Source organism: Micromonospora sp. NPDC050795 (genome assembly GCF_044456785.1).
GTDB lineage: Bacteria > Actinomycetota > Actinomycetes > Mycobacteriales > Micromonosporaceae > Micromonospora.
This window is the reverse complement of record NZ_JBITGE010000001.1, coordinates 224014-250870: the sequence shown is the minus strand read 5'-3', so window position 1 is coordinate 250870 and position 26857 is coordinate 224014. Positions and strand designations below refer to the sequence as shown.

The window sequence follows — 26857 nt, the reverse complement described above, 5'->3', positions numbered from 1 at the left end:
CGCCCCTTCCGACCGGGAGGTCACCCATGTTGTTCCTCCTCGCCGCCGAGGGTGGTGAGTCAGACCACAACCCGATCATTCCGATCTGGCAGGAGATCGTGGTCGGCACGGTCGCCTTCGCCGTGCTCTGCTTCGTGCTGATGAAGTTCGTCTTCCCGCGCATGGAGCAGACGTTCCAGGCTCGGGTCGACGCGATCGAGGGCGGCATCAAGCGCGCCGAGGCCGCCCAGGCCGAGGCGAACCAGCTGCTCGAGCAGTACCGTGCCCAGCTCGCTGAGGCTCGGACCGACGCCGCCAAGATCCGTGACGACGCGCGGGCCGACGCCGAGGGCATCCGCCAGGACATCCTCGCCAAGGCGCGGGAAGAGTCCGACCGGGTCATCCAGGCGGGCAAGGACGCGCTCGCCGCCGAGCGGGCCACCATCGTGCGCGAGCTGCGCGCGGAGGTCGGCACCATCGCGGTGGACCTGGCCAGCAAGATCGTTGGCGAGTCGCTGGCCGACGAGGCGCGGCGTAAGGGCACCGTCGACCGGTTCCTGAGCGGTCTCGAGAGCACGGGGGCCCGCTGATGCAGGCCGCCAGCCGGGAGTCGTACAAGGTCGCGGCCGAGCGCCTCGACGCGTACGTCCGCGGCGCGGAGCCGTCGGCGGTGGCCTCCACCGCCGACGCCATCCTCTCCGTGGCGACCCTGCTGCGGCGTGAGCCGCGGCTGCGCCGGGCGCTCTCCGATCCGGCCCGTTCCGGCGAGGATCGCGGGGCGCTGCTCGGCGACATGCTGGGCGGGCGGATCGGCGCGGACGCGCTCGACCTGCTCGTGTCGCTGGTCGCCGGCCGGTGGTCGGCACCGTCGGAGCTGCTCGACGGCACCGAGCGGCTGGGCGTGGAGGCGCTGCTGGCCAGCGCCGACAAGGCCGGCGAGTTGGGCGAGGTCGAGGACGAGCTGTTCCGCTTCGGCCAGGTCGTTTCCGGGCAGTCGGCGCTGAGCAACGCGCTCGCCGACCCGGTCGCCCCGGTCGAGCAGCGGGCCACCCTGGCCCGCGAGCTGCTCGCCGACAAGGCCCGCCCGGTCACCGTCCGCCTCGTCGAGGCGGCGCTCGGCGGGTTCGGGGGACGCTCCTTCAGCGGGGCGCTCACCCGGCTGGTCGAGCTGGCCGCCGACCGGCGTGACCGGCAGGTGGCGTACGTGACGGTCGCGGCCCCGTTGAGTGACGAGGACGAGCGTCGGCTGGGTGCGAGCCTCACCGCGATATACGGTCGAGAGGTCTCCGTCAAGCAGACGGTCGACCCCGCCGTTCTCGGTGGCGTGAGCGTCCGGGTCGGTTCCGACCTGTACGACGGCACCATCCTGCGCCGCCTCAACGAGACCCGCAACGCGCTCGCGAAGCGCTGAACGGCTTAGCCGCCCAGCGGCTGAGCGGTTCCGCCGCTTGGCGTGAGGGCGGTTCAGCCGCCCAGCGCCCGGATTGACAGACGCCATTCGGACCGGTTGGTACTAGGTATCCCGGGCCCCTGAATTTTAAGGAAGCAGAGGATGGCCGAGCTGACCATCTCGACGGAGGAGATCCGCGGCGCCCTGGAGCGCTACGTCTCCTCCTACTCGTCCGACGTCTCCCGCGAGGAGGTCGGCACCGTCGCCGACACCGGCGACGGCATCGCCCACGTCGAGGGCCTGCCCTCGACCAAGACCAACGAGCTCCTGGAGTTCGAGGACGGCACGCTCGGCGTGGCGTTGAACCTCGACGTGCGGGAGATCGGCGTCGTCGTCCTCGGTGACTCCGCCAAGCTCGAGGAGGGCCAGCGGGTCAAGCGCACCGACCGGGTCCTCTCGGTTCCGGTCGGCGACGCCTTCCTCGGCCGCGTGGTCAACGCCCTCGGCCAGCCGATCGACGGCCTCGGCGACATCGCCGACGAGGGCTACCGCGAGCTGGAGCTGCAGGCTCCGAACGTGATGGCCCGGCAGTCGGTGTTCGAGCCGCTGCAGACCGGCATCAAGGCCATCGACGCGATGACGCCGATCGGCCGGGGCCAGCGGCAGCTGATCATCGGTGACCGGAAGACCGGCAAGACCACCGTCGCGCTGGACGCCATCCTCAACCAGCGGGACAACTGGCGCACCGGCGACCCGAAGAAGCAGGTCCGCTGCATCTACGTCGCCATCGGCCAGAAGGCCTCCACCATCGCCTCGATCAAGGGGCAGCTGGAGGAGGCGGGCGCGCTGGAATACACCACGATCGTCGCCTCGCCGGCCTCCGACCCGGCCGGCTTCAAGTACCTCGCCCCGTACACCGGCTCGTCCATCGGGCAGCACTGGATGTACGGCGGCAAGCACGTCCTGATCGTCTTCGACGACCTGAGCAAGCAGGCCGAGGCGTACCGGGCCGTGTCGCTGCTGCTGCGTCGCCCGCCGGGCCGTGAGGCGTACCCGGGTGACGTCTTCTACCTGCACTCCCGCCTGCTGGAGCGCTGCGCGAAGCTCTCCGACGAGCTGGGTGGCGGCTCGATGACCGGTCTGCCGATCATCGAGACGAAGGCCAACGACATCTCGGCCTTCATCCCGACCAACGTCATCTCGATCACCGACGGCCAGATCTTCCTGGAGACCGACCTGTTCAACCAGGGCGTTCGTCCGGCGATCAACGTCGGCACCTCGGTCTCCCGGGTCGGTGGCGCCGCGCAGGTGAAGCCGATGAAGAAGGTCTCTGGTTCGCTGCGGCTCAACCTGGCCCAGTACCGCGAGCTGGAGGCGTTCGCCGCCTTCGCCTCGGACCTGGACAAGGCCTCGCAGAACCAGCTGAACCGTGGTTCGCGTCTGGTGGAGCTGCTCAAGCAGTCGAACTACTCGCCGTTCCCGGTGCAGGAAGAGGTCGTCTCGGTCTGGTCCGGTGTCGAGGGCAAGCTCGACGACATCCCGGTCGGCGAGGTGCGGCGCTTCGAGTCGGAGTTCCTCCAGTACCTGCGGCACAAGCACGAGGGTGTCCTCGCGTCGATCGCCGACAACCAGTGGAACGACGACATCACCGGCTCCCTGGACACTGCGATCGCGGACTTCAAGCAGGTCTTCCTCAACAAGGAGGACGAGCGCAAGGTCAACGACGCGCCGGCCGCCCCGCTTGAGGGCGACGAGAACCGCGAGACGGTGACCCGCTTCCGCGACAGCGCGACCGACCGCCCGGCCGAGAGCTGATCCCATGGCGGCCCAGGTTCGCGTTCTTCGTCAACGAATCCGCTCGGCGAAGTCGATGAAGAAGATCACCAAGGCGATGGAGCTCGTGGCGACGAGCCGGATCGCCAAGGCCCAGGCCCGGGTGCAGGCGTCCCTGCCGTACGCCCAGGCCATCACCGGTGTGCTCACGGCGCTGGCGTCCAACGCGCGGATCGACCACCCGCTGCTCACCCCGCGCGAGCGGGTGCGGCGGGCGGGCGTCCTGTTGGTCACCAGCGACCGTGGCCTGGCCGGCGGTTACAGCTCCAACGCGATCAGGATGGCCGAGTCGCTGATCGCGCGGCTCAAGGCGGACGGCAAGGAGCCGGTGCTCTACGTCATCGGGCGTAAGGGCGTCGGGTTCTACCGGTTCCGCGACCGGCCGATCGAGGCGAACTGGACCGGGTTCAGCGAGCAGCCGTCGTTCGAGGACGCCCGTACCGTGGGTGAGACGCTGATCAAGGCGTTCACCGCCGGTGCGGACGACGTCGACGGTGGCGTTGGCGCGGACGGGGTGCTCGGCGTCGACGAGTTGCACATCGTCTACACCGAGTTCCACTCGCTGATGACGCAGAACCCGGTCACGAAGATCATCGGCCCGATGCAGGTCGAGGACCGGCCGCGCTCCGAAGGACTGCTGCCGGCGTACGAGTTCGAGCCCGAGGCGGAGGCGCTGCTCGACGCGCTCCTGCCGAGGTACATCAACACGCGGATCTACGCGGCGTTGCTCGAGTCGGCGGCGAGTGAGTCGGCGGCACGGCGGCGGGCGATGAAGAGCGCCACCGACAACGCCGAAGAGATGATCGAGAAGTACACGCGTGAGATGAACTCGGCCCGTCAGGCCGGGATCACCCAGGAGATCAGCGAGATCGTCGGCGGCGCCAACGCGCTTGCCGCGTCGGGAAGTGAAGTGTGATGACTGCACCAGTAGAGACCAAGACGGCCGCGGGTCGCGTGGTCCGGGTCATCGGCCCGGTCGTCGACGCCGAATTCCCGCGTGACGGCATGCCGGCCCTGTTCAACGCCCTGAACGTCACCGTGAGCCTGTCCGGCGGTGAGAAGACGCTGACCCTGGAGGTCGCCCAGCACCTGGGTGACAACCTGGTCCGCGCCATCTCGATGCAGCCGACCGACGGTCTGGTTCGCGGCGCGGAGGTGCGTGACCTCGGCGAGCCGATCAGCGTGCCGGTGGGCGACGCGGTCAAGGGCCACGTGTTCAACGCGATCGGCGAGGTGCTCAACCTCAAAGAGGGCGAGACGTTCGAGGCCGACGACCGGTGGGGTATCCACCGCAAGGCCCCGGCCTTCGCGGACCTGGAGCCGAAGACCGAGATGCTGGAGACCGGCATCAAGGTGATCGACCTGCTCGCCCCGTACGTCAAGGGCGGCAAGATCGGCCTGTTCGGCGGCGCGGGTGTGGGTAAGACGGTGCTCATCCAGGAGATGATCACCCGTGTTGCCCGTAACTTCGGTGGTACCTCGGTCTTCGCCGGCGTGGGTGAGCGCACCCGTGAGGGCAACGACCTCATCGCCGAGATGACCGAGTCCGGCGTCATCGACAAGACCGCGCTGGTCTACGGCCAGATGGACGAGCCGCCGGGCACCCGGCTGCGGGTGGCGCTCTCCGCGCTGACCATGGCGGAGTACTTCCGCGACGTGAAGAAGCAGGAGGTGCTGCTCTTCATCGACAACATCTTCCGCTTCACCCAGGCCGGCTCCGAGGTCTCCACCCTGCTCGGGCGTATGCCGAGCGCCGTGGGTTACCAGCCGACCCTGGCGGACGAGATGGGCGAGCTCCAGGAGCGGATCACCTCCGTCCGGGGCCAGGCCATCACCTCCATGCAGGCGATCTACGTGCCGGCGGACGACTACACCGACCCCGCTCCGGCCACCACGTTCGCCCACCTGGACGCGACCACCAACCTGGAGCGGTCGATCTCCGACAAGGGCATCTACCCGGCCGTGGACCCGCTGGCGTCCTCGTCCCGGATCCTCGCCCCGGAGTTCGTCGGCGCTGAGCACTTCCAGGTCGCCACCGAGGTGAAGCGGATCCTGCAGCGCTACAAGGACCTGCAGGACATCATCGCCATCCTCGGCATCGAGGAGCTCTCCGAGGAAGACAAGATCACCGTGGCCCGGGCCCGGCGGATCGAGCGCTTCCTGTCGCAGAACACCTACGCGGCGGAGCAGTTCACCGGCGTGCCGGGCTCGACGGTCCCGATCAAGGAGACCATCGAGGCGTTCCGGAAGATCAGCGAGGGTGAGTACGATCACTTCCCCGAGCAGGCGTTCTTCATGTGCGGCGGTCTCGAGGACCTGGAAGCCAAGGCTGAGGAGCTGATGAAGGCCTGACCAGCCCTCGTCGATCCCCGTAGCAAAAAGACTGCCCCGGCAATGCCGGGGCAGTCTTTTGTTCATGTTCGCGCCTTAGCATCGTCGCGGTCCGTTACTCGTGGTCGTCACTTCCACGGCTCCCGAGCTACGGTTCGTTCCGCGCTCACCCGAACGAGCGTTGATCTTTGCAACCTTTCGACGACGTGCGCCCGTCTTCCTCGTCGTGGGCGTAACGAACGGAGCTGCTCGTGGGTAAGGCCGGCAAGAGTGGCCGCAAGCCGTCCCTCTGGCGAGGCGTGCCGCGCTGGGCCAGGCTCTGCACGGTGTTCGGCACCGTGCTGACCGTGCTCAGCGGCGCCGTGCTGGTCGGCACCGAGGTGCTGATGGCCCGCTACGAGGGGTCCGTCGGAAAGGCCGACCTCTTCGGCGACCAGGCGGCGGGCGCCCAGGCGAAGAAGAGTGACATCAAGGGGCCGCTCAACATCCTGCTCGTCGGCATCGACCCGCGTACGCCGACGGCCGCGCCGCTCGCCGACTCGATCATGGTGCTGCACGTGCCGGCCTCGATGGACCGGGCCTACCTGTTCTCGCTGCCTCGTGACCTCTACGTGCGGATCCCGGCGTTCAAGAAGGCCGAGTTCCCGGGCGAGACCACGAAGATCAACGCGGCGATGTCGTTCGGCAGCAGGGTGCCGGGGGCCAACCCGGACGCGGCGCGGGGCTTCGAGTTGCTGGCCACCACCGTGCAGAACGTCACCGGCATCAAGCGCTTCGACGCCGGCGCGATCATCAACTTCACCGGTTTCCAGAAGATCGTCGACGCGATGGGCGGTGTCGACATGTACATCGAGCGTGACGTGAAGTCCGAGCACAAGCAGCCCGACGGCAAGCCGCGGCCGGGCAACACCCGTGGTGAGGGCTACGTCGGCCCGCAGGCGATCTACAAGAAGGGCAACCGGCACCTGAGTGGGTGGCAGGCGCTGGACTACGTCCGGCAGCGCTACCCGAAGAACGGCGTTCCGGATTCGGACTACGGTCGCCAGCGCCACCAGCAGCAGTTCGTCAAGGCCATGGTCGGCCAGGCGTTCAGCGCCGACGTGGTGTCCAACCCGATCAAGCTGGACAAGGTGCTCCGCGCCGCCGGCCAGTCGTTGATCTTCAACGGTCGAGGCAACAGCGTCGTCGACTTCGGGCTCGCCCTGAAGGACATCCGCCCGAACACCATCGAGATGATCAAGCTGCCCGGTGGCGGAGTCTTCGAGGGGCAGAAGTACCTGGGCGAGCAGTTCCAGGAAGGTGTGCCGGACTTCTTCACCGCCCTGCACAACGAGCAACTCGACCCGTTCCTGCTGGAGCATCCGGAATTCGTCAACAAGGCCAAGTAGTCAGGTCGGCGTTGTCCCCACCCGCGTTGGGCGCGCCGCATCGTCAGGCTAGACTTTCGGCAATCCGTAGCCGCAGCAAGGAGACAGCGTGGCACAGCAGCTTCACGTCGAGCTCGTCGCCGTCGAGGAGAAGGTCTGGTCCGGTGACGCCGAGATGGTCGTCGCCCGGACGACCGAAGGCGAGCTCGGTGTCCTGCCGGGGCACGCGCCGCTGCTCGGCCAACTCGCCGAGCCCGGCCAGGTGCGCATCAAGCTCGCCGGCGGCGAGCAGGTCGCCTACGACGTGGCTGGCGGTTTCCTCTCGGTGAGCGCCGAAGGTGTCACCGTGCTGGCCGAGAGCGCAACCCCGGTCTCCGCGCAGAGCCGCTGAGCCACACCGGGGATGGAGATCGTCGAAGGATTCGGAATCGGCGTTGTCGTCATCCTCGGCGCGCTTCTGACCCTCTTCGTCCGGCGAGCTCTGGTCACCCGCAGCGGCGGCATCATCCGGCTCAGTGTCCGGGTCTCCACCATGCTCGACGGCCGCGGCTGGTCGCCCGGCTTCGGCCGGTTCGCCGGTGACGAGCTGCGTTGGTACCGGATGTTCAGCTTCGCGATCCGGCCCAAGCGGGTCCTCTCCCGCAAGGGGCTGGCCGTGGAGCGCCGCCGGTTGCCCGAAGGTCAGGAACGGTTCTCCATGCCGGCTGACTGGGTGATCCTGCGCTGTACCAGTCACCACGCACCGGTGGAGATCGCCATGGCGCGATCTACAGTGACCGGTTTTCTTTCTTGGCTCGAGGCCGCCCCTCCGGGGGCGGTCTCGCCGCGTATGGCCTCCCAGGACTGGCCTGCTGCCTGATCGGCTTTTCTGTGGTCGCTCGTGGGGTTTCCGGGGCAGCCCGCCCGGCTCCGGGCGGTCAGGCTTGATCCCTGCGCCGGGCGGGCTGCCCCGGAAACCCGTCCTTGCCACTGTGCGTCGGGCTGGCGCCGTCTTTCGTCACCTGCCGTTACCGGTGCAGCCTGAGTCTCGCCTTCTCGGCGGTCGGGCTGCCGCCCTGTCGCGTCGTCGCGGCTGAGCAGCCCGTTGATCGACTCAATTTCCTTGATGTCGGGGTGTCCTGGTGGCTGGGATAGCCCGACATCAAGGAACCGGAGTTGATCGAGGCGCTGGTCAGCCTGGCTCGCCGAGGAGTCGGCCTTGGCTACGCGTGGTGGCGGGCAGAGTGGGAACTCAGACCTCGACGTGGTGCGGAGCGCCCGACGTTCAGCGCTTGCCGCCCGGCACCCATAGCACGTCTCCTGCCGGATTTGCCGTTCTTGACAGGATAAAGAGCAGATCGGAGAGCCGGTTGAGATACTTTGCCGGGAGCGTGCTGGTTCGTTCCGGATCGTGGCTGACCAGCGCCCACGCTGCCCGTTCGGCACGCCGGGCGACGGTCCGCGCCACGTGCAGCAGCGCCGCACCTGCGGTGCCGCCGGGGAGGATGAAGGAGTCGAGCTTGCTCAGGCGTGCGTTGTACTCGTCGCACCAGCCCTCCAGGCGCTCGACGTACTCCTCGGTGACCCGCAGCGGCGGGTACTTCGGCTCCGGCTCGACCGGGGTGGACAGGTCGGCGCCGACGTCGAACAGGTCGTTCTGCACCGACCCCAGCACGCCGCGAAGCTCCTCGTCGAGGTTCCCCAGGGCGAGCGCGACGCCGATCGCCGCGTTGCACTCGTCGACATCCGCGTACGCGGCGATCCGTGGATCGGTCTTCGGCACCTGCTCGTTGTTGCTCAGCCTGGTCATGCCGGCGTCGCCGGCCTTGGTGTAGATGCGCGTGAGGTGGACGGCCATGACGCACAGCCTACGGATTCCCGACCTGACGATCCCGGCGCGGCCGGACAGCACCGCCGGCTGGCCGGTGGTGGTGGGCCCCGGCGACGCCGGCGATTCGGCGGTCAACGATGTCGACGTCATCCGGGTACGCGGTGACGCCCGACTGTCCGGCACCGTGCACGTGGTCGGTGCCAAGAACTCGGCGTTGAAGCTGATGGCCGCCGCGCTGCTCGCCCCGGGCCGCAGTGTGATCACCAACGTCCCCCGGATCACCGACATCGCGATCATGGGGGAGGTGCTACGTCGGCTGGGCTGTGACGTCCAGTTCGACGCGGACGACCCGGTCGACCCGATGGTCGCCCGGGGCGGGGTGGCCCGGTCCCGGTCGGTGACGATCGACGTACCCGAGCAGCCGGGCGCGGAGGCCGACTACGACCTGGTCCGACGGTTGCGCGCGTCGATCTGCGTGCTCGGCCCGCTGCTGGCCCGCCGGGGGTACGTGCGGGTGGCCCATCCCGGCGGTGACGCGATCGGGTCGCGGGGGTTGGACATGCACATCTCCGGGCTGACCCGGATGGGCGCGGAGATCTCCGGTGAGCACGGGTTCGTCATCGCCTCCGCCCCGCACGGGCTGCGCGGCGCGGACATCGTGCTGGATTTCCCCAGCGTCGGCGCGACCGAGAACCTGGTGATGGCGGCGGTGCTGGCCCAGGGCACCACGATGATCGACAACGCGGCCCGGGAGCCGGAGATCGTCGACATCTGCACGATGCTCAACCAGATGGGCGCGCGCATCGTCGGCGCGGGCACGTCGACGTTGCGCATCTCCGGTGTGCCCGGTCTGCGTCCGGTGCGCCACGCCACGGTGGGGGACCGGATCGTCGCCGGTACCTGGGCGTTCGGCGCGGCGATGACCCGCGGCGACGTGACGGTGACCGGGCTCGACCCGGCCTTCCTGGAGGTCGCCCTGGACAAGGTGGTGGCGGCCGGCGCGCTGGTGGAGACCCGGGGGGACGGCTTCCGCGTACGGATGGACGAGCGGTCCCGGGCGGTGGACGTGGTGACGCTGCCGTACCCCGGTTTCGCCACCGACCTGCTGCCGATGGCGATCGGGCTGGCGGCCGTCAGCGACGGCGCCTCCCTGATCACCGAGAACATCTTCGACGGCCGGTTCATGTTCGCCAACGAGATGATGCGGCTCGGCGCGGACATCAAGACCGATGGGCACCACGCGGTGGTCCGGGGCCGGGATCGGCTCTCCGGTGCCCCGGTGCGGGCCACCGACATCCGGGCCGGAGCAGGGTTGATCATCGCCGGACTCTGCGCGGAGGGGGTCACTGAGGTCTCCCACGTGCACCACGTCGACCGGGGTTACCCCGACTTCGTGGCCGATCTGCGCGCGCTCGGGGTGGCGGTCGAGCGGGGCACCACCCCGGAGGAGCCGGCACTGGAGATCTGAGGGCCCGACAACCCGGCCCGACCGCCACTTAGCCATCGTTCAGGCTCGCCGACTAGGGTGCAGGCAGGCACTCAATCGCAGCGAGGGAGAAAGCAGATGGCGGGTCGACTCGCGGTCGTCGGGGCCGGGTTGATGGGTTCCGGCATCGCCCAGGTGGCGGCGCAGGCGGGCTGGCAGGTGACGCTGCGCGACCTGGACGAGGCGGCCACCACCCGGGGTCTGGGCGGTATTCGGAAGTCACTGGAGAAGTTCGCCGAGAAGGGCAAGATCGAGGCGTCCGAGGTCGAGGCGACGCTGGCTCGGATCACGCCGACCACCGACCTGGAGGCGGCGGCGGACGCGGACATCGTGGTCGAGGCGGTCTTCGAGCGGTTGGAGATCAAGCACGAGGTGTTCCGCGCTCTCGACAAGATCTGCAAGTCGGACGCGGTGCTCGCCACCAACACCTCGGCGATCCCGGTCACCCAGATCGCCGCGGTGACCGAGCGGCCCGAGGCGGTGGTCGGCACCCACTTCTTCTCCCCGGTGCCGATGATGCAGCTCTGCGAGCTGGTGCGCGGTTACAAGACCAGCGACGCCGCGCTGGACACCGCGCGGGCCTTCGCCGAGGAGATCGGCAAGACGGTCGTCGTGGTCAACCGGGACATCGCCGGCTTCGTCACCACCCGGCTGATCTCCGCCCTGGTGATGGAGGCGGTCAAGCTGGTCGAGTCCGGCGTGGTGTCCGCGGAGGACCTGGACACCGCCTGCCGGCTGGGCTTCGGGCATGCGATGGGCCCGCTGGCCACCACCGACCTGACCGGCGTGGACGTGCTGCTGCACGCCTCGAAGAACATCTACACCGACACCGCCGACGAGAAGTTCTTCCCGCCGGAGCTGCTCCAGCGGATGGTCACCGCTGGCGACCTGGGCCGCAAGACCGGCAAGGGCTTCTACACCTACTGAGGAGTTGTGGCGACCGGGGCGGGCGCCCGCCCCGGTCGGCCGCTCAGCCGTCGCGCTTGGTGGTCCAGCGGAAGGTGGTCAGGCACAGCACCACACCGATCACGCACCACAGGGCCAGCACCACTGCCACCCTGCCCAGCTCGAACGAGCCGCCCGGCTCCTGGGCACCGAAGCTCTCCGGCAGGAACACCGACCGCAGCCCCTGGCACATCCACTTCAGCGGGAACACCGCTGCCACCTGCTGCATCCAGGTGGGCAGGTCGGTGAAGACGAAGAACACCCCGGAGATGAACTGGAGCACCAGGGCCACCGGGGTGACCACCGCCGAGCCGCTGCGGGCGGTGCGGGCCAGCGACGAGATGGCGATGCCGCACAGGGTGCACGCGGTCACCCCGAGCACGGAGACCCAGCCGAAGGTGAACCACTTCGCGGCGGAACCCGGCAGGTCGAGGTCGAACAGTGCCACCGCGACGGCCAGCAGCAGCGCCGTCTCAGCGATCCCGATCGCCACCACCATGATCACTTTGCCGGCGAACCAGACCCACTTCGGCATCGGCGTGCCCCGGTAGCGCTTGAGCACACCCCGGTCCCGCTCGATCGGGATCCAGATGCCCAGGTTCTGGAAGCTCACCGTCATCAGGCCGGTCGCGATCATGCCGGTGATGAAGTACTGGGTGAACTTGACCCCGCCGCCGATCGTGCCGTCGAAGATCGACGCGAAGATCAGGATCATGATGATGGGAAAGCCCATCGTGAAGACCACCGACTCCCGGCTGCGCAGGAACTGGGTGATCTCCAGTCGGCCCTGGCGCAGGGCGAGCGCGCCGGCACCCGGCCGCCGGCCGCGGGTCGCGGTGACCGGCGTCGCCGGCTTCGTGGTGGTCGTCATCGCGAGTGTCCGATCATGGTGAGGTAGACGTCCTCCAGGGTCGGCCGGGTCACCGTGAGGCCGGGGACCTCGCCGCCGTGGCGCGTGGCGAGGTCGGCCACGAGGGCCGTCGGCGTCGCGGTTTGCGCAAGTTCCAGCGTCCCGTCCGGGGTACGCCAGGAGACCGTGGCGAGGGCCTCCTGCCGATTGCCCAGCCGATTGGGCGCGGCGACCTCGACAAGTCGGCCACCGGCGATCACGCCGACCCGGTCGGCGAGGGCCTCGGCCTCGTCCAGGTAGTGGGTGGTGAGCACGATGGTGGTGCCGGCCGCGGCGAGATCGCGGATCAGCTCCCAGAACTCACGGCGGGCCTCCGGGTCGAACCCTGTGGTCGGCTCGTCGAGGAAGAGCAGCTCGGGGCGACCGATGATGCCGAGGGCCACGTCCAGGCGGCGCTTCTGGCCGCCGGAGAGGGTGTGCGTGCGGGCTTTCGCCTTGTCGGTCAGCCCGACCCGCTCGATCACCTTTGCCGGGTCGTCGGCACCGGGGTAGAAGCCGGAGAAGTGTCGGATCACCTCGGCCACGGTCAGCTCGTCGAACTCGCCGGTGCCCTGGAGCACGATGCCGACCCGGGAACGCCAGTCGGCGTCGGGGTTGGCCGGGTCTGTTCCGAGCACGGAGACCTCGCCGGCATCCCGGTGCCGGTAACCCTCCAGGATCTCCACCGTCGTGGTCTTGCCCGCGCCGTTCGGGCCGAGCAACGCGAACACCTCGCCACGGTGGACGTCGAGATCCACGCTCGCCACGGCCACGTTGTCGCCGTACGCCTTGCGTAGCCCTCGGACGGAGATGGCCAGCTCGTCATCCATGCCGTCAAGTGTGCGTCCTGGCGGCAGCGGGCGGGTGCCCGGGGTGTGGCGGTCCGCCCCACGGCGGGGGCTTGGCACCCGGACGTCCCCGACATGGACCTGTGTGGTTTTCCACAGCTCCTTTTACTGAACGGTAACTTAGACTCCGGCCATGGATGAGACGCCATTCCCGGGGCGACTGCCCGAGCGGGACCGCCCGTGGGTGATGCGCACCTACGCCGGCCACTCGTCGGCCGCGGCGACGAACGCGCTCTTCCGCCGCAACCTGGCGAAGGGGCAGACCGGCCTCTCGGTCGCCTTCGACTTGCCCACCCAGACCGGGTACGACCCGGACCACGAACTCGCCGCCGGCGAGGTCGGACGGGTCGGCGTGCCGGTGGCTCACCTCGGCGACATGCGGGCGCTCTTCGACGGTCTCCCGCTGGCCGAGACGAACACCTCGATGACCATCAACGCCCCGGCGATGTGGCTGCTCGCCCTGTACGGCACCGTCGGGCTGGAGCAGGGCGCCGACCTGGCCCGCTGCGCCGGCACCACCCAGAACGACATCATCAAGGAGTACCTGTCCCGGGGCACCTACATCTTCCCGCCGGCGGCGTCGCTGCGGCTCACCGCCGACGTGGTGGCGTACACGCTGCGCGAGATGCCCCGGTGGAACCCGGTGAACATCTGCTCGTACCACCTCCAGGAGGCCGGCGCCACGTCCGTGCAGGAGGTCGGCTTCGCGCTGGCCACCGCCGTCGCCGTGCTCGACGCGGTCCGGGACTCCGGTCAGGTGCCGGCCGAGCGGATGGGTGACGTAGTCCAGCGGATCTCCTTCTTCGTCAACGCCGGGGTGCGCTTCGTCGAGGAGATCGCCAAGATGCGCGCGTTCGGCGTGCTCTGGGACGAGATCACCCGGGACCGGTACGGGGTCACCGACGCCAGACAACGGCGGTTCCGATACGGCGTGCAGGTCAACTCGCTCGGCCTGACCGAGGCGCAGCCGGAGAACAACATCCAGCGCATCGTGCTGGAGATGCTCGGCGTGACGATGTCCCGCGACGCCCGGGCCCGCGCCGTCCAACTGCCCGCCTGGAACGAGGCGCTCGGCCTGCCCCGACCGTGGGACCAGCAGTGGTCGCTGCGGATGCAGCAGGTCCTGGCGTACGAGTCGGACCTGCTCGAATATCCCGACCTCTTCGCCGGCTCGCACGTGATGACCGCACTCGTCGACGAGATCGTCACCGGGGCGCGGGTCGAGCTGGGCGCGGTGCTCAAGCTGGGCGGCGTCGTCGCCGCGGTGGAGACCGGCTACCTCAAGAGCGCGCTGGTCGCGTCACTCGCCGAGCGGCGTCGGCGGATGGAGTCCGGTGCCGACGTGGTGGTCGGGGTCAACCGGTACACCGAGACCGAACCCTCCCCGCTGACCGCTGCCGGCGCGGGCGCAGTCGAGCAGGTCGACCCCGCGGTCGAGGCGGCCGCCGTGGACGGCGTACGCCGGTGGCGGGCCGACCGGGACGCGGCCGTCGTCGACGCGGCGCTGGCCCGGCTGCGCGCGGACGCCGCGACCACCGCCAACCTGATGCCGGCCACCCTGGAGTGCGTGCGGGCCGGGGTGACCACCGGCGAGTGGGCCGGCGCGCTGCGCCAGGTGTTCGGCGAGTACCGGGCGCCGACCGGGCTGGCCGGCGCCACCGGCGGTGGCGGAGAGCCGGGCCTCGCGGCGGTCCGTGAGCGGGTCGCCGCGACGGCGCGGGAGCTGGGCAGCGGCCGGCTGCGGCTGCTGGTCGGCAAACCCGGCCTGGACGGGCACTCCAACGGCGCGGAGCAGATCGCGGTACGCGCCCGCGACGCCGGCTTCGAGGTCGTCTACCAGGGCATCCGGTTGACCGCGGGGCAGATCGTCGCCGCCGCTGTCGAGGAGGACGTCGACCTGGTCGGGCTCTCCGTGCTCTCCGGGTCGCACCTGGCCGCCGTGCCGGCGGTGCTCGACGGGCTGCGCGCCGCCGGCCGAGCCGACCTGCCGGTGGTGGTGGGCGGCATCATCCCGGCCGGTGACGCGGACACCCTCCGCGCGGCCGGGGTCGCCCGGGTCTTCACCCCGAAGGACTTCGCCCTCACCGCCATCATCGACGACCTGGTGACCGTCATCCGTCGCGCCAACGACCTGCCCTGACCGAAGCCGTCCCGGGCAGGTCGTCGGCCCGGCGTGGGTCAGCGGCCGGTGTAGGTCATGCAGTCGGCCATGTCGTTGTCCGGGCCGACCCTGATCGACGAGGCGTGGCACTCCAACTGCTCGTTGTGCCGGCAGTCGGCGCGCTGGCAGGCCCCGACCTGCGCGATCAGGCTCTCCACGCCACCCCGGACGGGCGACTCGACGAAGGTGTGGCAGTGCGCGTGATCCATGCTGCCGATGGTGATCGCGAAGGCGTGGCAGTCACCCGACTGGTTGTACGCGCATGCGGCGACCACACATTCCTGGACTCGGGGCATCTCCAACGCTGCGGTCATGCCGACCTCCTCTAGGCTCCTGCCCCGATACTAGGCTTTTGTCGCCCCGTGCAGCCCCGGTATCGCGGGCCGCCGATCACGCGTCAGACGCGGAAGCCGGCGGCGCGGGCGGCCTCCCGTTCGCGGCGTCGATCGGACCGACGACGGAAGAACCAGAAGGCGAAGAACGCCAGGCCGACCAGGGCGACGAGCACCAGCACCGGCAGGATGATCGCCACCAGGGAGACCACCACGCTGGTGGCGTCCTCGGCGGTGCTGGCGACCGGGGCGCCGATTCCGGCGGTGGTCGCGTTGATCACCGGCCGGGCCGCGGACTTGAGCAGATGCACGCCCAACGCCAGCAGCACGCCGGTGACGACCGGCACCCAGTGGTGCGACGAGAAGAAGCTCCCCGGGTCGCTGACCGTCACCGTCTCCGACGAGGAGCCGGCACCGAAGGCCAGCCCACCGGCGGTGGGTCGGACCACGGTCTGCACCACGTCGTTGATGTGGTCGACCACTGGCACCTTGTCCGCCACCATCTCCACGGCGAGCAGCACGGCCATGATGGCGATGACCCAGCCGTTGCCGAGCCAGGCCCAGCCGCTGGGCAGGTCGATCAGGTCGGTGTAACGGCCGAGGAGGCCGAGGATGAGCAGGGGTATGTAGGCATTGAGGCCTGCCGATGCGGCGAGACCGGTGCCGGTGAGGACTTCGAACACGGTTTCAGCATCGCATCGACGCGCCAGTGCCGCTCGCTGGCGACGGGTGGGTGCTCGGCTACCCTCGTCGGGTGCGGTTGGTCATTGCGAAGTGCTCGGTGGATTACGTCGGACGGCTCTCGGCTCACCTGCCGCTGGCCACCCGGTTGCTGATGGTGAAGGCGGACGGGTCGGTGTCCATTCACGCCGACGACCGGGCGTACAAGCCGTTGAACTGGATGAGCCCGCCGTGTCGGTTGGAGGAGGCCCCCGGTGTGTGGCGGGTCGTCAACAAGGCTGGCGAGGAGCTGCGGATCACACTGGAGGAGATCTTCCAGGACACCTCGTACGAGTTGGGTGTGGATCCGGGCCTGCGCAAGGACGGGGTGGAGGCGCACCTGCAGGAGTTGCTGGCCGCCAACCCGGGCGCCCTGGGTGAGGGGTTCACGCTGGTCCGCCGCGAGTACATGACGGCCATCGGCCCGGTCGACCTGCTGTGCCGGGATGCCAACTCGGGCTCGGTGGCCGTCGAGGTCAAGCGGCGTGGCGACATCGACGGCGTGGAGCAGCTAACCCGCTATCTCGAGCTGATGAACCGTGACCCACTGCTCAGCCCGGTCGTCGGGGTCTTCGCCGCCCAGGAGATCAAGCCGCAGGCCCGGGTGCTCGCCACCGACCGGGGCATCAGGTGCGTGGTCGTGGACTACGACATGCTGCGCGGCATCGTGAAGGACGAGCTGACCCTCTTCTGACCGGCGTACTACCGGGTGCGCACCGCGATCAGCGACTTCGGCAGACCGAACACCCGCTCCACCAGCATTGTCGAGTCGGGGAAGTAGTGACGCATCTGCGAGCGGTCCAGCAGCTCGGTCCAGAGCACCTGGTGGATGGCGGCGTCGTGGCTGCGGGTCGGCTTGTGCCCCAACGGCCAGCGTCGGGCGAACGCGGTGCGGAGTCGTACCGGCAGGAACTGCATGCCGGGCGCGATCCAGTGTGGCTCGATGGGGAAGTAGCGGTAGGGCGTCTGCACCCAGTGCCGGTCGGCCAGTGAGCGGGCTGCGGCGGCGAAGCGGATCCGGCGTTCGTGCCCGCCCACATGCTCCAGCACCGAGTTCGAGAAGACCAGGTCGAAGTCGCCCTTGGTGAGGTGCGGGGGCAGGTCGCAGGCATCGGCCTGCTCGACGTGGGCCCAATCCGGGACGACAGCGGGCGGCTGCTCCAGGTTGACGACTGTCACCCGGGCCGGTCGGACGGTGGCGCGGTGCCAGGTGCCGAGCCGCCCACCGAGGTCGACCACGTGCATGTCGCCGATCTCGGGAAAGGTGCGTGCCAGCCAGTCCGAGCGGTGCCGACGCCGTCGGGCGCTCCACGACTGGTCACTGTCGACAAGGCGGTAGCGCAATCGATTGGGGCCCATTTAACGCAATGTACCGCCGTGACCACAGTGGCCAAACATGTGGATGCACCGATCCTTGTTGATGATCGGTTATCCGACACTCACCTGCCGTACATGACCTTGATGGCCTTGACGAGTCGGGCCACGTCGGCCGGGGTGCGCTCGAAGGTCATCGACGGCAGCAGCGACCGGGCCCGACGCCTGGTGATCGCCTTGGCCCGACCGAACTCCCGCAGGCCGTCCTCCCCGTGGATGCGCCCGAAGCCGGAGTCGCCGACACCGCCGAACGGCAGGGTGGACATGCCGGCGAAGGTCAGCGTGGAGTTGATCGACGCCATCCCGGAGCGCAGTCGCCGGGCGATGGCCACCGCGCGCCGCCGGCCGAAGACCGAACCCCCGAGGCCGTACGACAGGGCGTTGGCGCGGGTGAGTGCCTCGTCGGCGTCGCGGACCCGGCTGATGGTCAGCGTGGGACCGAAGGTCTCCTCGCGGACGGCGGCTGACTCCTCCGGAACGTCCACCAGCACGGTGGGGTGGACGTACGGCGGCTGTACGGCGCTCGGGCCGCCGAGCACGGCGCGCCCGCCGGACGTGATGGCGGCGTCGATGTGCCGACGGATCACGTCGATCTGCTTGGGCATGGTGATCGGGCCGATGTCGGTGCCCTCCGGCCCGACCGTCAGCCGACCGGCGCGGCTCACCACCTTGTCGACGAAGGCGTCGAAGACGGCATCGACCGCGTACACCCGCTCGATGCCGATGCAGGTCTGGCCGGCGTTGGTCATGCCGCCCCAGACGCACGCCTCGGCGGCCGCGTCGAGGTCGGCGTCGCTGTCCACGATCATGGCGTCCTTGCCGCCGCCCTCGATGAGCACCGGGGTCAGCGTCTCGGCGCAGGCGGCCATCACCTTGCGGGCGGTGGCGGTGGAGCCGGTGAACGCCAGCTTGTTGACGCCGGAGCGGCACAGCGCCGCGCCCACGTCGCCCAGCCCGTGTACGGCGGTGAAAACCGGCTGCTCGGGCACCACCTCGGCGAAGCTGTCCACCAGCCACTGGCCGACGGCGGGGGTGTACTCGCTCGGCTTGAGCACCACGGCGTTGCCGGCGGCGAGGGCGTACGCGGCGGAGCCGATCGGCGTGAAGACCGGATAGTTCCACGGCCCGATCACGCCCACCACGCCGTAGGGCTGGTATTCGAGGTGCCCGGAGAACTCGGCCAGGATGAGCCGGGACCGGACCCGACGTGGACCGAGCACGCTGCCGGCGTTGCGGGCGGCCCAGTCGATGTGCTCGATCGCGGTGACGATCTCGACGATGGCGTCGGCGATCGGCTTTCCGCCCTCGACGTGCACCAACTCGGCCAGCTCCTCGATGCGCTTGGCGAGCAGGGCACGCCAGCGCAGCATCCGCTGGCGGCGGCCGGTGAAGCCGAGGCCCGCCCACCATTCGCCGGCGGCGCGGGCGCGGTCGACGGCCTGCCGCACGTCGGCGTCGGTGGAGACCGGGAGGCGACCGGCCTCAGCCCCGGTCGCCGGGCTGGTGGAGACCAACTGACCCGCGTCGATGACCGGAACGCCCGGGATATGCACTGCCGTCATGGCGGAAGTCTAGACCCGAGGATTACTCACCGGTAGGGTCCCCGATTCGGGGCCGGGGGAGCGGCGTCGGACCAACCCGACCGATCGTTGATCAGTGCAGGTCAGGGCGTTGGTATCGAAAATGGCCCGCCCGAATCGTCGAACGGCAGGTGGCCGGGAGGTGACGAGAGGCTGACCGGCCGGTCGGTATTGACGACTACCGTCTGATGGCAAGCTGACGCGCGGAGTGACGGTGTGGGGTGGAGGGCTGACTGTCCATGGAGGAACATCCGGAACTGATGCCGCTGTTGACGGTCGCGGGTGGACCGATGCGCGGCGCGAGCTTTCGCATGCGAGCGGAGATACAGGTGATCGGCCGAGCGCCGACCGGTCAGGTTGTCATCAACGACCCACATCTGAGCCGTCGCCACGCCGAGGTGTGGCTGGCACCGGAGGGCCCGTCCCTGCGGGACCTGGGCTCCACCAACGGCACCTGGCTCAACGACCGGCGGATCACCGAGGTGGAACGACTCTCCGACGGTGACGTGATCCGGCTGGGCCGTACCGAACTGCGCCTGTTCGACCCCGGGGTGGCGCTCACCGACCCGGTGGGGCTCAGCTTCGGCCCGCCCCGGCGCGACGTCCGACCGACGCTGCCGCTTCCGCTGGCCGCGCCGCCGGGCTCGCGTCGCTGATCGCCTGGAGGCCCGCCACACCGAATAGCTCCGTTGGGTGGCGGTCCGACACCTGGACCGGCGGGGACACCCGTGGCACCATGCCGCGGATGGAGACCGAGCAGCGGACCGTGACGGCGAGCGGCATCACTCAGGCGGTACGGGTGGCCGGCCCGCCGGACGGCACGCCGGTGCTGCTGATCCACGGCAACTGCTCGTCCGCGCTGTTCTGGGAGCCGCTGGTCCGCCGTCTGCCGCCGACGCTGCGGGTGGTCGCCCCCGACCTGCGGGGGTACGGCGACTCCGCGACCGCCCCGGTGGACGCCACCCGGGGCCTGCGGGACTTCGCCGACGACGTGGCCGCACTGCTGGACGACCCGACGCTCTTCGACGCCGACGCGCGACCGGTGGTGGTCGGGCACTCCCTCGGCGGCGGGGTGGCGATGCGCCTGCTGGTCGACCATCCGCACCGGGTGGGGGCGTTGCTGCTCGCCGCGCCGGTCTCCCCGTACGGCTTCGGCGGCACCCGCGACCTGACCGGCACGCCGACCACTCCCGACTTCGCCGGCACCGGGGCCGGAACGGCGAACCCGGACTTCGTCGCCCGCCTCGCGGCCGGTGACCGGAGCACGGACGCGCCGGCCAGCCCGCGCGCCGTGCTGCGAGCCACCTACGTGGCCGATCCCGCCTCGCTGGGCACCGATGAGGATCTGCTGCTGGACACCGTGCTCTCCACCGCCACCGGCGACGACAACTACCCGGGCACGGCGGTGCCGTCGGAGAACTGGCCGGGCACCGCGCCGGGGGAGCGCGGGGTGCTCAACGCGCTGGCGCCGACCTGGTTCCGGCTCGCCGACGAGCTGGTGGCCGTCGCCGAGAAACCGCCGGTCACCTGGGTACGCGGAGACGCCGACGTCATCGTCTCGGACACCTCGCTCTTCGACCTGGCGTACCTGGGTTCGCTGGATCTCGTGCCCGGCTGGCCCGGCGCGGACGCCTGCCCACCGCAGCCGATGGTCGGCCAGACCCGGGCGGTGCTCGACCGGTACGCGGCGGCCGGCGGCGCGTACCACGAGGTGGTGCTGCCCGGCTGCGGGCACAGCCCGCACCTGGAGCGCCCCGCCGAGTTCGTCGCGGAGCTGTTGGCCCTGACCAGCGTGGCGGCCGGGTAGCGGCACCGCTGGGTCGTGGGTGACATAGGCCACGGCGTCTCGACAACTCACCGTCACGTGGCAGACTCGCGCGCATAACCTTAGCGGCCGTTCAGTGGCCGTGCGGAGTCCTGGGGAGGCCGGTCGTGGCGCGCGAGTTCAGCACCGTTGGTGTGGTGGGGCTGGGCACCATGGGTGCCGGCATCGTCGAGGTCTTCGCCCGCAACGGCATCGACGTGGTGGCGGTGGAAATCTCGGCACCGGCGCTGGAGCGCGGCCGGGCCACCCTGAAGGGCTCCACCGACCGGGCGGTCGCCAAGGGCAAGCTCGCCGAGGCGGACCGCGACGCCCTGCACGAGCGGGTGCACTTCGCTGTCGGGCTGGACGCGCTGCACTCCGTAGACCTGGTCATCGAGGCGGTGCCCGAGCACCTGGACCTCAAGCAGCGGATCTTCGCGGAGCTGGACCGGGTCTGCCGACCGGAGACGATCCTCGCCACCAACACCTCGTCGTTGAGCGTCACCGAGATCTCGGTCGCCACCAGCCGACCCAACCAGGTGATCGGCATCCACTTCTTCAACCCAGCCCCGGTGATGAAGCTGGTCGAGGTGGTCCGCACCGTCGTGACCGCACCCGAGGTGGTCGCTGACGTCGAGGCGCTCTGCGCCCGGTTCGGCAAGGTCGACGTCACCATCAACGACCGGGCCGGCTTCATCGCCAACGCGCTGCTCTTCGGCTATCTCAACCACGCAGTCAGCATGTTCGAGTCGCACTACGCGACCCGGGAGGACATCGACGCCGCCATGAAGCTCGGCTGCGGCCTGCCGATGGGCCCGCTGGCGTTGATGGACCTGATCGGCCTGGACACCGCGTACGAGATCCTGGACACCATGTACCGGCGCGGCGGGCGGGACCGCCGCCACGCCCCGGTGCCGCTGCTCAAGCAGATGGTGACGGCGGGGCTGCTCGGCCGGAAGTCCGGCCGGGGCTTCTACACCTACGAGCGGCCAGGGTCCCCGGTGGTCGTACCGGATGAGGCGACGCCGCCGGCCACCGACGCCGCGCTCGCCGACGGCGCGCGCGCCATCGCGAAGGTCGGCGTGGTCGGCTCCGGAACGATGGCCACCGGGATCATCGAGGTCTTCGCGAAGGCCGGCTACGAGGTCGTCTCGGTCACCCGCGGCATGGAGAAGTCCGCGAAGGTCTGTGAAGCGGTGAAGACCTCGCTCAACAAGGGCGTGGTACGCGGCAAGCTCACCGAGGCCGACCGGGACGCCGCCCTGGGCCGGATCAGCTGGTCCGCCACGCTCGACCATCTCGCCGACGTCGACCTGGTGGTCGAGGCGGTCGTCGAGGAGTTGAGCGTCAAGAAGGCCCTCTTCGCCAGCCTCGACGAGATCTGCAAGCCGGGTGTGGTGCTGGCCACCACCACCTCGTCGCTGCCGGTGATCGACGTGGCGATGGCCACCCAACGTCCGGCCGACGTGGTGGGGCTGCACTTCTTCAACCCGGCCCCGGTCATGCCGTTGGTCGAGGTCGTCCGCACCATCCGCACCTCCCCGGAGGCCGCCGCCACCGCCCGCGCCGTCTGCGCCGCGCTCGGCAAGACCGGCGTGGTCTGCGGCGACCGGTCCGGCTTCATCGTCAACGCGCTGCTCTTCCCGTACCTGAACGACGCGGTGAAGATGCTGGAGGCCAGCTACTCGACGGCCGACGACATCGACCACGCCATGAAGTTGGGCTGCGGCTACCCGATGGGCCCGTTCGAACTGCTCGACGTGGTCGGGCTGGACGTCTCCCTGGCCATCCAGCGCGAGCTGTACCTGGAACTGCGCGAGCCGGGTTTCGCGCCCGCGCCGCTGCTGGAACACCTGGTCACCGCCGGCTACCTGGGCCGCAAGACCCGCCGTGGCTTCCGCGACCACTCGCACCGCTGACCGGGTCAACGCCGAGGGATGCCGGCGGCGACCGCCCCCGGCGGCCTCATTCGTCGGACGTACGCTTGGTGACTGTGAGCCCCCGTCGCAATCGCCCTCGCCGGGACGACAACGCCAACCTGGACGCCGACCGCGTCCGGCAGGGCGTCGCCTCGGTCCAGCAGTGGACCGACGGTGCCTGGCAGGTACGCGGCATCGGCGCCGGGGCGTCGGTCAAGACGTACCGCTGCCCCGGTTGCAACCAGGAAATCCCACCGGGGGTGGCGCACCTGGTCGCCTGGCCGGCGGACGGCCTGGGTGACCTGACCGACCGGCGGCACTGGCACAGCGGTTGCTGGCGGGCCCGGGAACGGCGCGGCCCGGCGGTGCAGCGGGGCCGGAGCTCCCCGCGCTACTGAGCGACCTGGGTCACCCTGTTCGTGCCTGGGCGGGCGGCGGCGGCGAGTTCGCGACAGACTTGGGCGGTGAGCACAGCGATCCGCGCGTCGTCGATCCTGCCCGGCCGCCGGGAGAACATCGAGCTGCACACCGCCGACGGTCTGCGGCTGGTCGGTGAGCTGGCCCTGCCGGCCGACCGGCCGCCGGCGGCCACCCTGGTCTGCCTGCACCCGCTACCGACCCACGGCGGCATGATGGACAGCCACGTGTTCCGCAAGGCGGCCTGGCGGTTGCCCGCGCTGGCCGACCTGGCGGTGCTGCGGTTCAACACCCGGGGCACCAGCAGCGTGCGCGGCACCAGCGAGGGAGCCTTCGACGGCGCGGTGGGCGAGCGGTACGACGTGGCCGCCGCCATCGAGTACGCGGAGTTCGCCGAGCTGCCCAACATCTGGCTCGTCGGCTGGTCGTTCGGCACCGACCTGGCGCTGAAGTACGGCTGCGACCCGACGATCGCCGGGGCGATCCTGCTCTCCCCGCCGCTGCGCTTCTCCGCCCCCGAGGACCTGGCCACCTGGGCCAACTCGGGTCGGCCGCTGGTGGCACTGGTGCCGGAGTTCGACGACTACCTGCGCCCCACCGAGGCGCGGGAGCGGTTCGCCGCCGTGCCGCAGGCCGAGGTGGTCGGGGTGCCGGGCGCCAAGCACCTGTGGGTGGGCGACGCGGAGACGGTGCTCGACGAGATCGTCCGGCGGGTCAACCCGGCTGTCGAGGTGCCGCTCCCGACAACCTGGGACGGCCCGATGGAGTCCGGCGACGTCAGCGCGTACGCCGACCGGACGGTGGCCGCCTTCGCCGACACGCCCGTTCCCGGCCCAGCCGCCGGTCAGGCCGGCTGACGCCCTGTTGTTGGTCAGGGCCGGCTGACGCTCAGCGGCGCTCCTGGCGGGGCAGCACCACCTCGCGCAGGATCAGTTGCAGCGCGGCCACCGTGGGGATGGCGATCAGCGCGCCCACCACACCCAGCAGCGCCACTCCGAACAGCGCGGCCAGCAGGGCGGCCACCTCGTTGACCTCGACCGAACGCCGCATCACCTTCGGGTAGATGAGGTAGTTCTCCACCTGCTGGTAGATGAGGAAGAAGACCGCGCAGGCGATGCCGGTGGGCAGGTCCGCGGCGAAGCCGACCAGGCTCACGATCACCGCGCCCAGGGTTGCGCCGATCTGCGGGATCAGGTCGGTCACCGCGACCACCACGGCCAGCGCGAACGGGTACGGCAGGTCGACGATCAGCGCGAAGACGAAGGTGGTAGCGCCGGCCAGCACCGCGATGCTCAGCGCGCCGACCATGTACGAGCCCACCTTGGCCAGGATCTCGTCGCCGATCAGCTGCACCCGCTGCCGCCGCGACCGGGGCACCAACGAGTAGCCCAGCGAGCGCAGCTTGTCGAAGTACGCCAGGAAGTAGATGGTCAGCACCAGCACGGTCAGCGTCCGGAACACCGTGCCGAAGATCAGTTGTGCGCCGCCCAGCACCCCGCCGAGCGCCCGTCCGACCGTCTCCGCGTTGGCCGCGCCCTGCACCCGTTCCACCACGTCGTACCGCTCCACGAGGTCATTGACCGTCGGGTTGCGGCGCAACTCGTCGAGCAGGCTCGGGATCTGGTCGATGAACTGCCCCGACTGCGTGATGATCGGTGGCACCAGCGCCACGATGCCGCCGCAGAGCAGCAGCACCACCGTCAGGGCGACCGCCGCCACCGCCAGGCCGTGCGGCACACCCCAGCGGCGCAGTCGGACCACCGCCGGGTTGAGGCCGACCGCGAGGAAGAGCGCGATCACCACCAGCACGAGGATGCCGCCGGCATTGCGGATCCCCAGATAGAGGGTGTACGCCAGCAGCACGCCCAGCGCACCGGTGAAGCCGAGCAGGAAGCTGCTGCGGCGCAGTGGCCGCCCGGGTGTGCCGAACTTCCCGGACGGGACCGCCGGCGGCTCGTCCAGGTCGACTCCGGGGACGGGAACCGGCACCGGCGGTGGCGTCTCGGCCGGCGGTGGCGTCATCGGCGGCGGCGGAGCCTCAGCCGACGGTGGCGTCGTCGGCGGCGGGGGACCGGGCGGCATGTCCGGGTTGTCGCCGGACGGGTCGTGCTGCGGCATCAGGACCTCCCCGGCTCAGGCAGTCGGACGACGGGCGGCGGCCACGAACGCCCGCCACGCGGCCGGCGCGAACACCAACACCGGGCCGGGCGGATCCTTACTGTCCCGCACTCCCACCATGCCGGGCAGGCTGTCCGCCACCTCGACGCACTCGCTATTGCCGCTGCGAGTGGACGTGCGCCAGAGCGCGCCGGTCAGGTCCATGAGGGCACAACTTCCTTCATCAGTTCCATCGACTGGCGGCGAGACAACGCAGCGTTTCTGATCATCTCCCAGCGCGCCAGCAGCGTAGCCACCTCATGGTCGCCATCGACCACGAGACCGTCAATCTGATGCTCCATGTGCCCCACCCAACCACCGTCGGCGCCTCGGGCCAGATTGAACGGTCCGGAAAGCCCTGCCCGGTCGGACGCCGCGGGGACGTCGGCTGGACCCCGCCGACCCGCAGATCTTGGACAGTTTCCGTCACGCCATGACGGAAACTGTCCAAGATCTGGTGGTGGGGCGACGCTGTAGGGCGAAAGCTGTCCGGATGCTGCCCGCCGACGACGCCGACGCACTCGACTGGCTCGCCTTCGAGCAGGCGGGCGTGCCGACGACCGCGCAGGTCGCCGGCTTGCTCAGCGAAGCGCGGGTGCGGGGCCGGATCCGCTCCGGTCGATGGCGGTCGATCTGCCGAGGGATCCTGCTGACCGGCAACGGTCGGCTCACCCGTGACCAGCAACTCTGGGTGGCGGTGCTGGCGGCCGGGCCGGGAGCGGTGCTGGCCGGGGTGTCCGCCGCCGCCGAAGCCGGGGTACGGGGACTGCGACGCGAACCGCTGCACGTGCTGGTGCCGGCAGCCCGCCGTGCCGCGCGGACCACAGTGCGTCGACTTCCGATCGACATGCCCGCCGTCCTGGTCCACCGCACGACTGTCCTCCCCGAGGCCCATCTCCAACGGGCCCGCCCACCGCGTACCACGACGGCGCGGGCCCTGGTGGACACGGCGGGCTGGGCGGCCGGGGTGGACGAGGCACAGTCGGTGCTGGCCGCCGGTTGCCAGCAACGCCGGGTGCTGCCCGAGGAGTTGCGGGCGGTGCTCGACGTCCTCCCTCGGGCCCCCGTCGGCGGCTGATCGGGCAGACCATCAGTGACATCGCGGGCGGTGCCCAGGCGCTCTCGGAGATCGACTTCCTGCGGCTGTGCCGTAGACATCGGCTGCCCGCCCCGGATCTGCAGGAACACCGGGTCGACGCGGCCGGCTGGAACCGCTGGCTGGACGCGTACTGGCGGGAGTGGCGGGTGCAGGTGGAGATCGACGGCGCGCACCACATGGATGCCAAGCAGTGGGCTGCCGACATGCGTCGGCAGAACGACGTCTGGACCAGCGGTGACCGGATTCTGCGCTTCCCGGCCTGGCTGGTCCGCGCCCGCCCGGACGAGGTGGTCGACACCGTCCGCCGCGCCCTCGTCGCAGCCGGCTGGACCTCCACCGCGCCCCTACGCCACCCGGCGCAGAAATGAATCTTGGACACTTTCCGTCAGCCGATGACGGAAAGTGTCCAAGATTTG

General features: G+C 70.1%; 29 protein-coding genes. 19 read left to right on the top strand and 10 right to left on the bottom strand.

Translation table 11 applies throughout. The features are described from left to right. Positions 1-29: 29 nt before the first annotated feature. From ACIBEF_RS01335 to ACIBEF_RS01300, 8 genes are all read left to right on the top strand, one after another. Positions 30-569, top strand: coding sequence for a F0F1 ATP synthase subunit B (locus tag ACIBEF_RS01335; RefSeq protein WP_112584053.1), 540 nt, complete (start codon positions 30-32; stop codon positions 567-569). Next, positions 569-1390 (top strand): F0F1 ATP synthase subunit delta, encoded by an 822-nt coding sequence (locus ACIBEF_RS01330; RefSeq protein WP_396790144.1) that lies wholly within the window; start codon positions 569-571, stop codon positions 1388-1390. The genes ACIBEF_RS01335 and ACIBEF_RS01330 overlap by 1 nt, the downstream gene beginning before the upstream one ends. Before the next feature lie 141 nt (positions 1391-1531). Then, positions 1532-3184, top strand: a complete 1653-nt coding sequence (gene atpA, locus ACIBEF_RS01325) for a F0F1 ATP synthase subunit alpha (protein ID WP_396790143.1) — start codon at positions 1532-1534, stop codon at positions 3182-3184. Positions 3185-3188: 4 nt separating this feature from the next. After that, entirely contained in the window at positions 3189-4118 is a 930-nt protein-coding gene (locus ACIBEF_RS01320) for a F0F1 ATP synthase subunit gamma (RefSeq protein WP_396790141.1), read from the top strand. Beyond that, entirely contained in the window at positions 4118-5554 is a 1437-nt protein-coding gene (gene atpD, locus ACIBEF_RS01315) for a F0F1 ATP synthase subunit beta (protein ID WP_396790139.1), read from the top strand. The genes ACIBEF_RS01320 and atpD overlap by 1 nt, the downstream gene beginning before the upstream one ends. A gap of 224 nt (positions 5555-5778) precedes the next feature. After that, the gene (locus ACIBEF_RS01310) at positions 5779-6921 is read left to right on the top strand and encodes an LCP family protein (protein ID WP_396790425.1); all 1143 of its coding nucleotides are present in this window, start codon (positions 5779-5781) and stop codon (positions 6919-6921) included. 88 nt (positions 6922-7009) lie between these two features. Beyond that, positions 7010-7291: a F0F1 ATP synthase subunit epsilon gene (locus ACIBEF_RS01305; RefSeq protein WP_396790137.1), complete on the top strand. Its 282-nt coding sequence runs from the start codon at positions 7010-7012 to the stop codon at positions 7289-7291. A gap of 12 nt (positions 7292-7303) precedes the next feature. Continuing rightward, positions 7304-7759: a DUF2550 domain-containing protein gene (locus ACIBEF_RS01300; protein ID WP_355008057.1), complete on the top strand. Its 456-nt coding sequence runs from the start codon at positions 7304-7306 to the stop codon at positions 7757-7759. Positions 7760-8164: 405 nt separating this feature from the next. Here ACIBEF_RS01300 and ACIBEF_RS01295 read toward each other — a convergent pair whose 3' ends face one another. Further along, positions 8165-8737, bottom strand: a complete 573-nt coding sequence (locus ACIBEF_RS01295; RefSeq protein ID WP_091405871.1) for a cob(I)yrinic acid a,c-diamide adenosyltransferase — start codon at positions 8735-8737, stop codon at positions 8165-8167. On the opposite strand from ACIBEF_RS01295, the gene murA reads away from it, so the two are divergent. Both murA and ACIBEF_RS01285 read left to right on the top strand, forming a co-directional pair. Next, positions 8736-10178, top strand: a complete 1443-nt coding sequence (gene murA, locus ACIBEF_RS01290; RefSeq protein ID WP_396790135.1) for a UDP-N-acetylglucosamine 1-carboxyvinyltransferase — start codon at positions 8736-8738, stop codon at positions 10176-10178. The genes ACIBEF_RS01295 and murA overlap by 2 nt on opposite strands. Positions 10179-10274: 96 nt before the next feature. Further along, positions 10275-11123, top strand: coding sequence for a 3-hydroxyacyl-CoA dehydrogenase family protein (locus ACIBEF_RS01285; RefSeq protein ID WP_355008054.1), 849 nt, complete (start codon positions 10275-10277; stop codon positions 11121-11123). A 43-nt stretch (positions 11124-11166) separates the two neighbouring features. Here the strand turns inward: ACIBEF_RS01285 and ACIBEF_RS01280 are convergent, their stop codons facing one another. Together ACIBEF_RS01280 and ACIBEF_RS01275 are read right to left on the bottom strand one after the other, a co-directional pair. Next, complete coding sequence (locus ACIBEF_RS01280) at positions 11167-12012, bottom strand: ABC transporter permease (protein WP_396790132.1); 846 nt, start codon at positions 12010-12012, stop codon at positions 11167-11169. Next, on the bottom strand, positions 12009-12860 hold the full coding sequence (locus ACIBEF_RS01275; protein ID WP_396790130.1) for an ABC transporter ATP-binding protein: 852 nt from the start codon (positions 12858-12860) through the stop codon (positions 12009-12011). The genes ACIBEF_RS01280 and ACIBEF_RS01275 overlap by 4 nt, the downstream gene beginning before the upstream one ends. Positions 12861-13011: 151 nt before the next feature. On the opposite strand from ACIBEF_RS01275, the gene ACIBEF_RS01270 reads away from it, so the two are divergent. Beyond that, a complete protein-coding gene (locus ACIBEF_RS01270; protein WP_396790128.1) occupies positions 13012-15018 on the top strand; it encodes a protein meaA in 2007 nt (668 codons plus the stop codon). Positions 15019-15056: 38 nt separating this feature from the next. On the opposite strand, the gene ACIBEF_RS01265 is transcribed toward ACIBEF_RS01270, so the two are convergent. Then, the gene (locus ACIBEF_RS01265; RefSeq protein ID WP_355008050.1) at positions 15057-15353 is read right to left on the bottom strand and encodes a DUF1540 domain-containing protein; all 297 of its coding nucleotides are present in this window, start codon (positions 15351-15353) and stop codon (positions 15057-15059) included. 83 nt (positions 15354-15436) lie between these two features. Beyond that, the gene (locus ACIBEF_RS01260; RefSeq protein WP_396790126.1) at positions 15437-16054 is read right to left on the bottom strand and encodes a DUF4126 domain-containing protein; all 618 of its coding nucleotides are present in this window, start codon (positions 16052-16054) and stop codon (positions 15437-15439) included. 71 nt (positions 16055-16125) lie between these two features. Here ACIBEF_RS01260 and nucS point away from each other — a divergent pair, with 71 nt between their 5' ends. Further along, entirely contained in the window at positions 16126-16785 is a 660-nt protein-coding gene (gene nucS / locus ACIBEF_RS01255; protein WP_396790124.1) for an endonuclease NucS, read from the top strand. A gap of 8 nt (positions 16786-16793) precedes the next feature. Here the strand turns inward: nucS and ACIBEF_RS01250 are convergent, their stop codons facing one another. Further along, a complete protein-coding gene (locus tag ACIBEF_RS01250; RefSeq protein WP_396790123.1) occupies positions 16794-17450 on the bottom strand; it encodes a methyltransferase domain-containing protein in 657 nt (218 codons plus the stop codon). An 80-nt stretch (positions 17451-17530) separates the two neighbouring features. Beyond that, a complete protein-coding gene (locus ACIBEF_RS01245) occupies positions 17531-19027 on the bottom strand; it encodes an aldehyde dehydrogenase family protein (protein ID WP_396790122.1) in 1497 nt (498 codons plus the stop codon). A gap of 257 nt (positions 19028-19284) precedes the next feature. On the opposite strand from ACIBEF_RS01245, the gene ACIBEF_RS01240 reads away from it, so the two are divergent. The 5 genes from ACIBEF_RS01240 to ACIBEF_RS01220 all read left to right on the top strand — a co-directional run bounded on the left by ACIBEF_RS01240 (position 19285) and on the right by ACIBEF_RS01220 (position 24042). Continuing rightward, complete coding sequence (locus ACIBEF_RS01240) at positions 19285-19701, top strand: FHA domain-containing protein (RefSeq protein ID WP_357198622.1); 417 nt, start codon at positions 19285-19287, stop codon at positions 19699-19701. 80 nt (positions 19702-19781) lie between these two features. Continuing rightward, positions 19782-20852 (top strand): alpha/beta fold hydrolase, encoded by a 1071-nt coding sequence (locus ACIBEF_RS01235; protein ID WP_396790121.1) that lies wholly within the window; start codon positions 19782-19784, stop codon positions 20850-20852. Between the two features lie 125 nt (positions 20853-20977). Continuing rightward, positions 20978-22768 (top strand): 3-hydroxyacyl-CoA dehydrogenase family protein, encoded by a 1791-nt coding sequence (locus ACIBEF_RS01230; RefSeq protein WP_396790119.1) that lies wholly within the window; start codon positions 20978-20980, stop codon positions 22766-22768. Between the two features lie 74 nt (positions 22769-22842). Continuing rightward, complete coding sequence (locus tag ACIBEF_RS01225; protein ID WP_357198612.1) at positions 22843-23166, top strand: hypothetical protein; 324 nt, start codon at positions 22843-22845, stop codon at positions 23164-23166. Positions 23167-23232: 66 nt separating this feature from the next. After that, positions 23233-24042, top strand: coding sequence for an alpha/beta hydrolase (locus ACIBEF_RS01220; protein WP_396790117.1), 810 nt, complete (start codon positions 23233-23235; stop codon positions 24040-24042). Positions 24043-24073: 31 nt separating this feature from the next. On the opposite strand, the gene ACIBEF_RS01215 is transcribed toward ACIBEF_RS01220, so the two are convergent. Genes ACIBEF_RS01215 through ACIBEF_RS01205 form a run of 3 tightly spaced genes read right to left on the bottom strand, consistent with a single transcriptional unit; the run spans position 24074 to position 25863 of the window. Then, positions 24074-25303, bottom strand: coding sequence for an AI-2E family transporter (locus ACIBEF_RS01215; RefSeq protein WP_396790116.1), 1230 nt, complete (start codon positions 25301-25303; stop codon positions 24074-24076). A gap of 15 nt (positions 25304-25318) precedes the next feature. Further along, positions 25319-25507, bottom strand: coding sequence for a DUF397 domain-containing protein (locus ACIBEF_RS01210; protein WP_396790114.1), 189 nt, complete (start codon positions 25505-25507; stop codon positions 25319-25321). Beyond that, positions 25498-25863 carry a Scr1 family TA system antitoxin-like transcriptional regulator gene (locus ACIBEF_RS01205; RefSeq protein WP_396790112.1) on the bottom strand — a complete coding sequence of 122 codons (366 nt, stop codon included), beginning with the start codon at positions 25861-25863 and terminating at the stop codon, positions 25498-25500. The genes ACIBEF_RS01210 and ACIBEF_RS01205 overlap by 10 nt, the downstream gene beginning before the upstream one ends. Between ACIBEF_RS01205 and ACIBEF_RS01200 the strand changes: the two genes are divergently transcribed. Further along, entirely contained in the window at positions 25836-26420 is a 585-nt protein-coding gene (locus ACIBEF_RS01200) for a hypothetical protein (protein WP_396790111.1), read from the top strand. The two genes, ACIBEF_RS01205 and ACIBEF_RS01200, sit on opposite strands and share 28 nt — an antisense overlap. Beyond that, entirely contained in the window at positions 26342-26809 is a 468-nt protein-coding gene (locus ACIBEF_RS01195) for an endonuclease domain-containing protein (protein WP_396790109.1), read from the top strand. Before ACIBEF_RS01200 ends, ACIBEF_RS01195 begins: the two co-directional genes overlap by 79 nt. Positions 26810-26857: the final 48 nt, after the last annotated feature.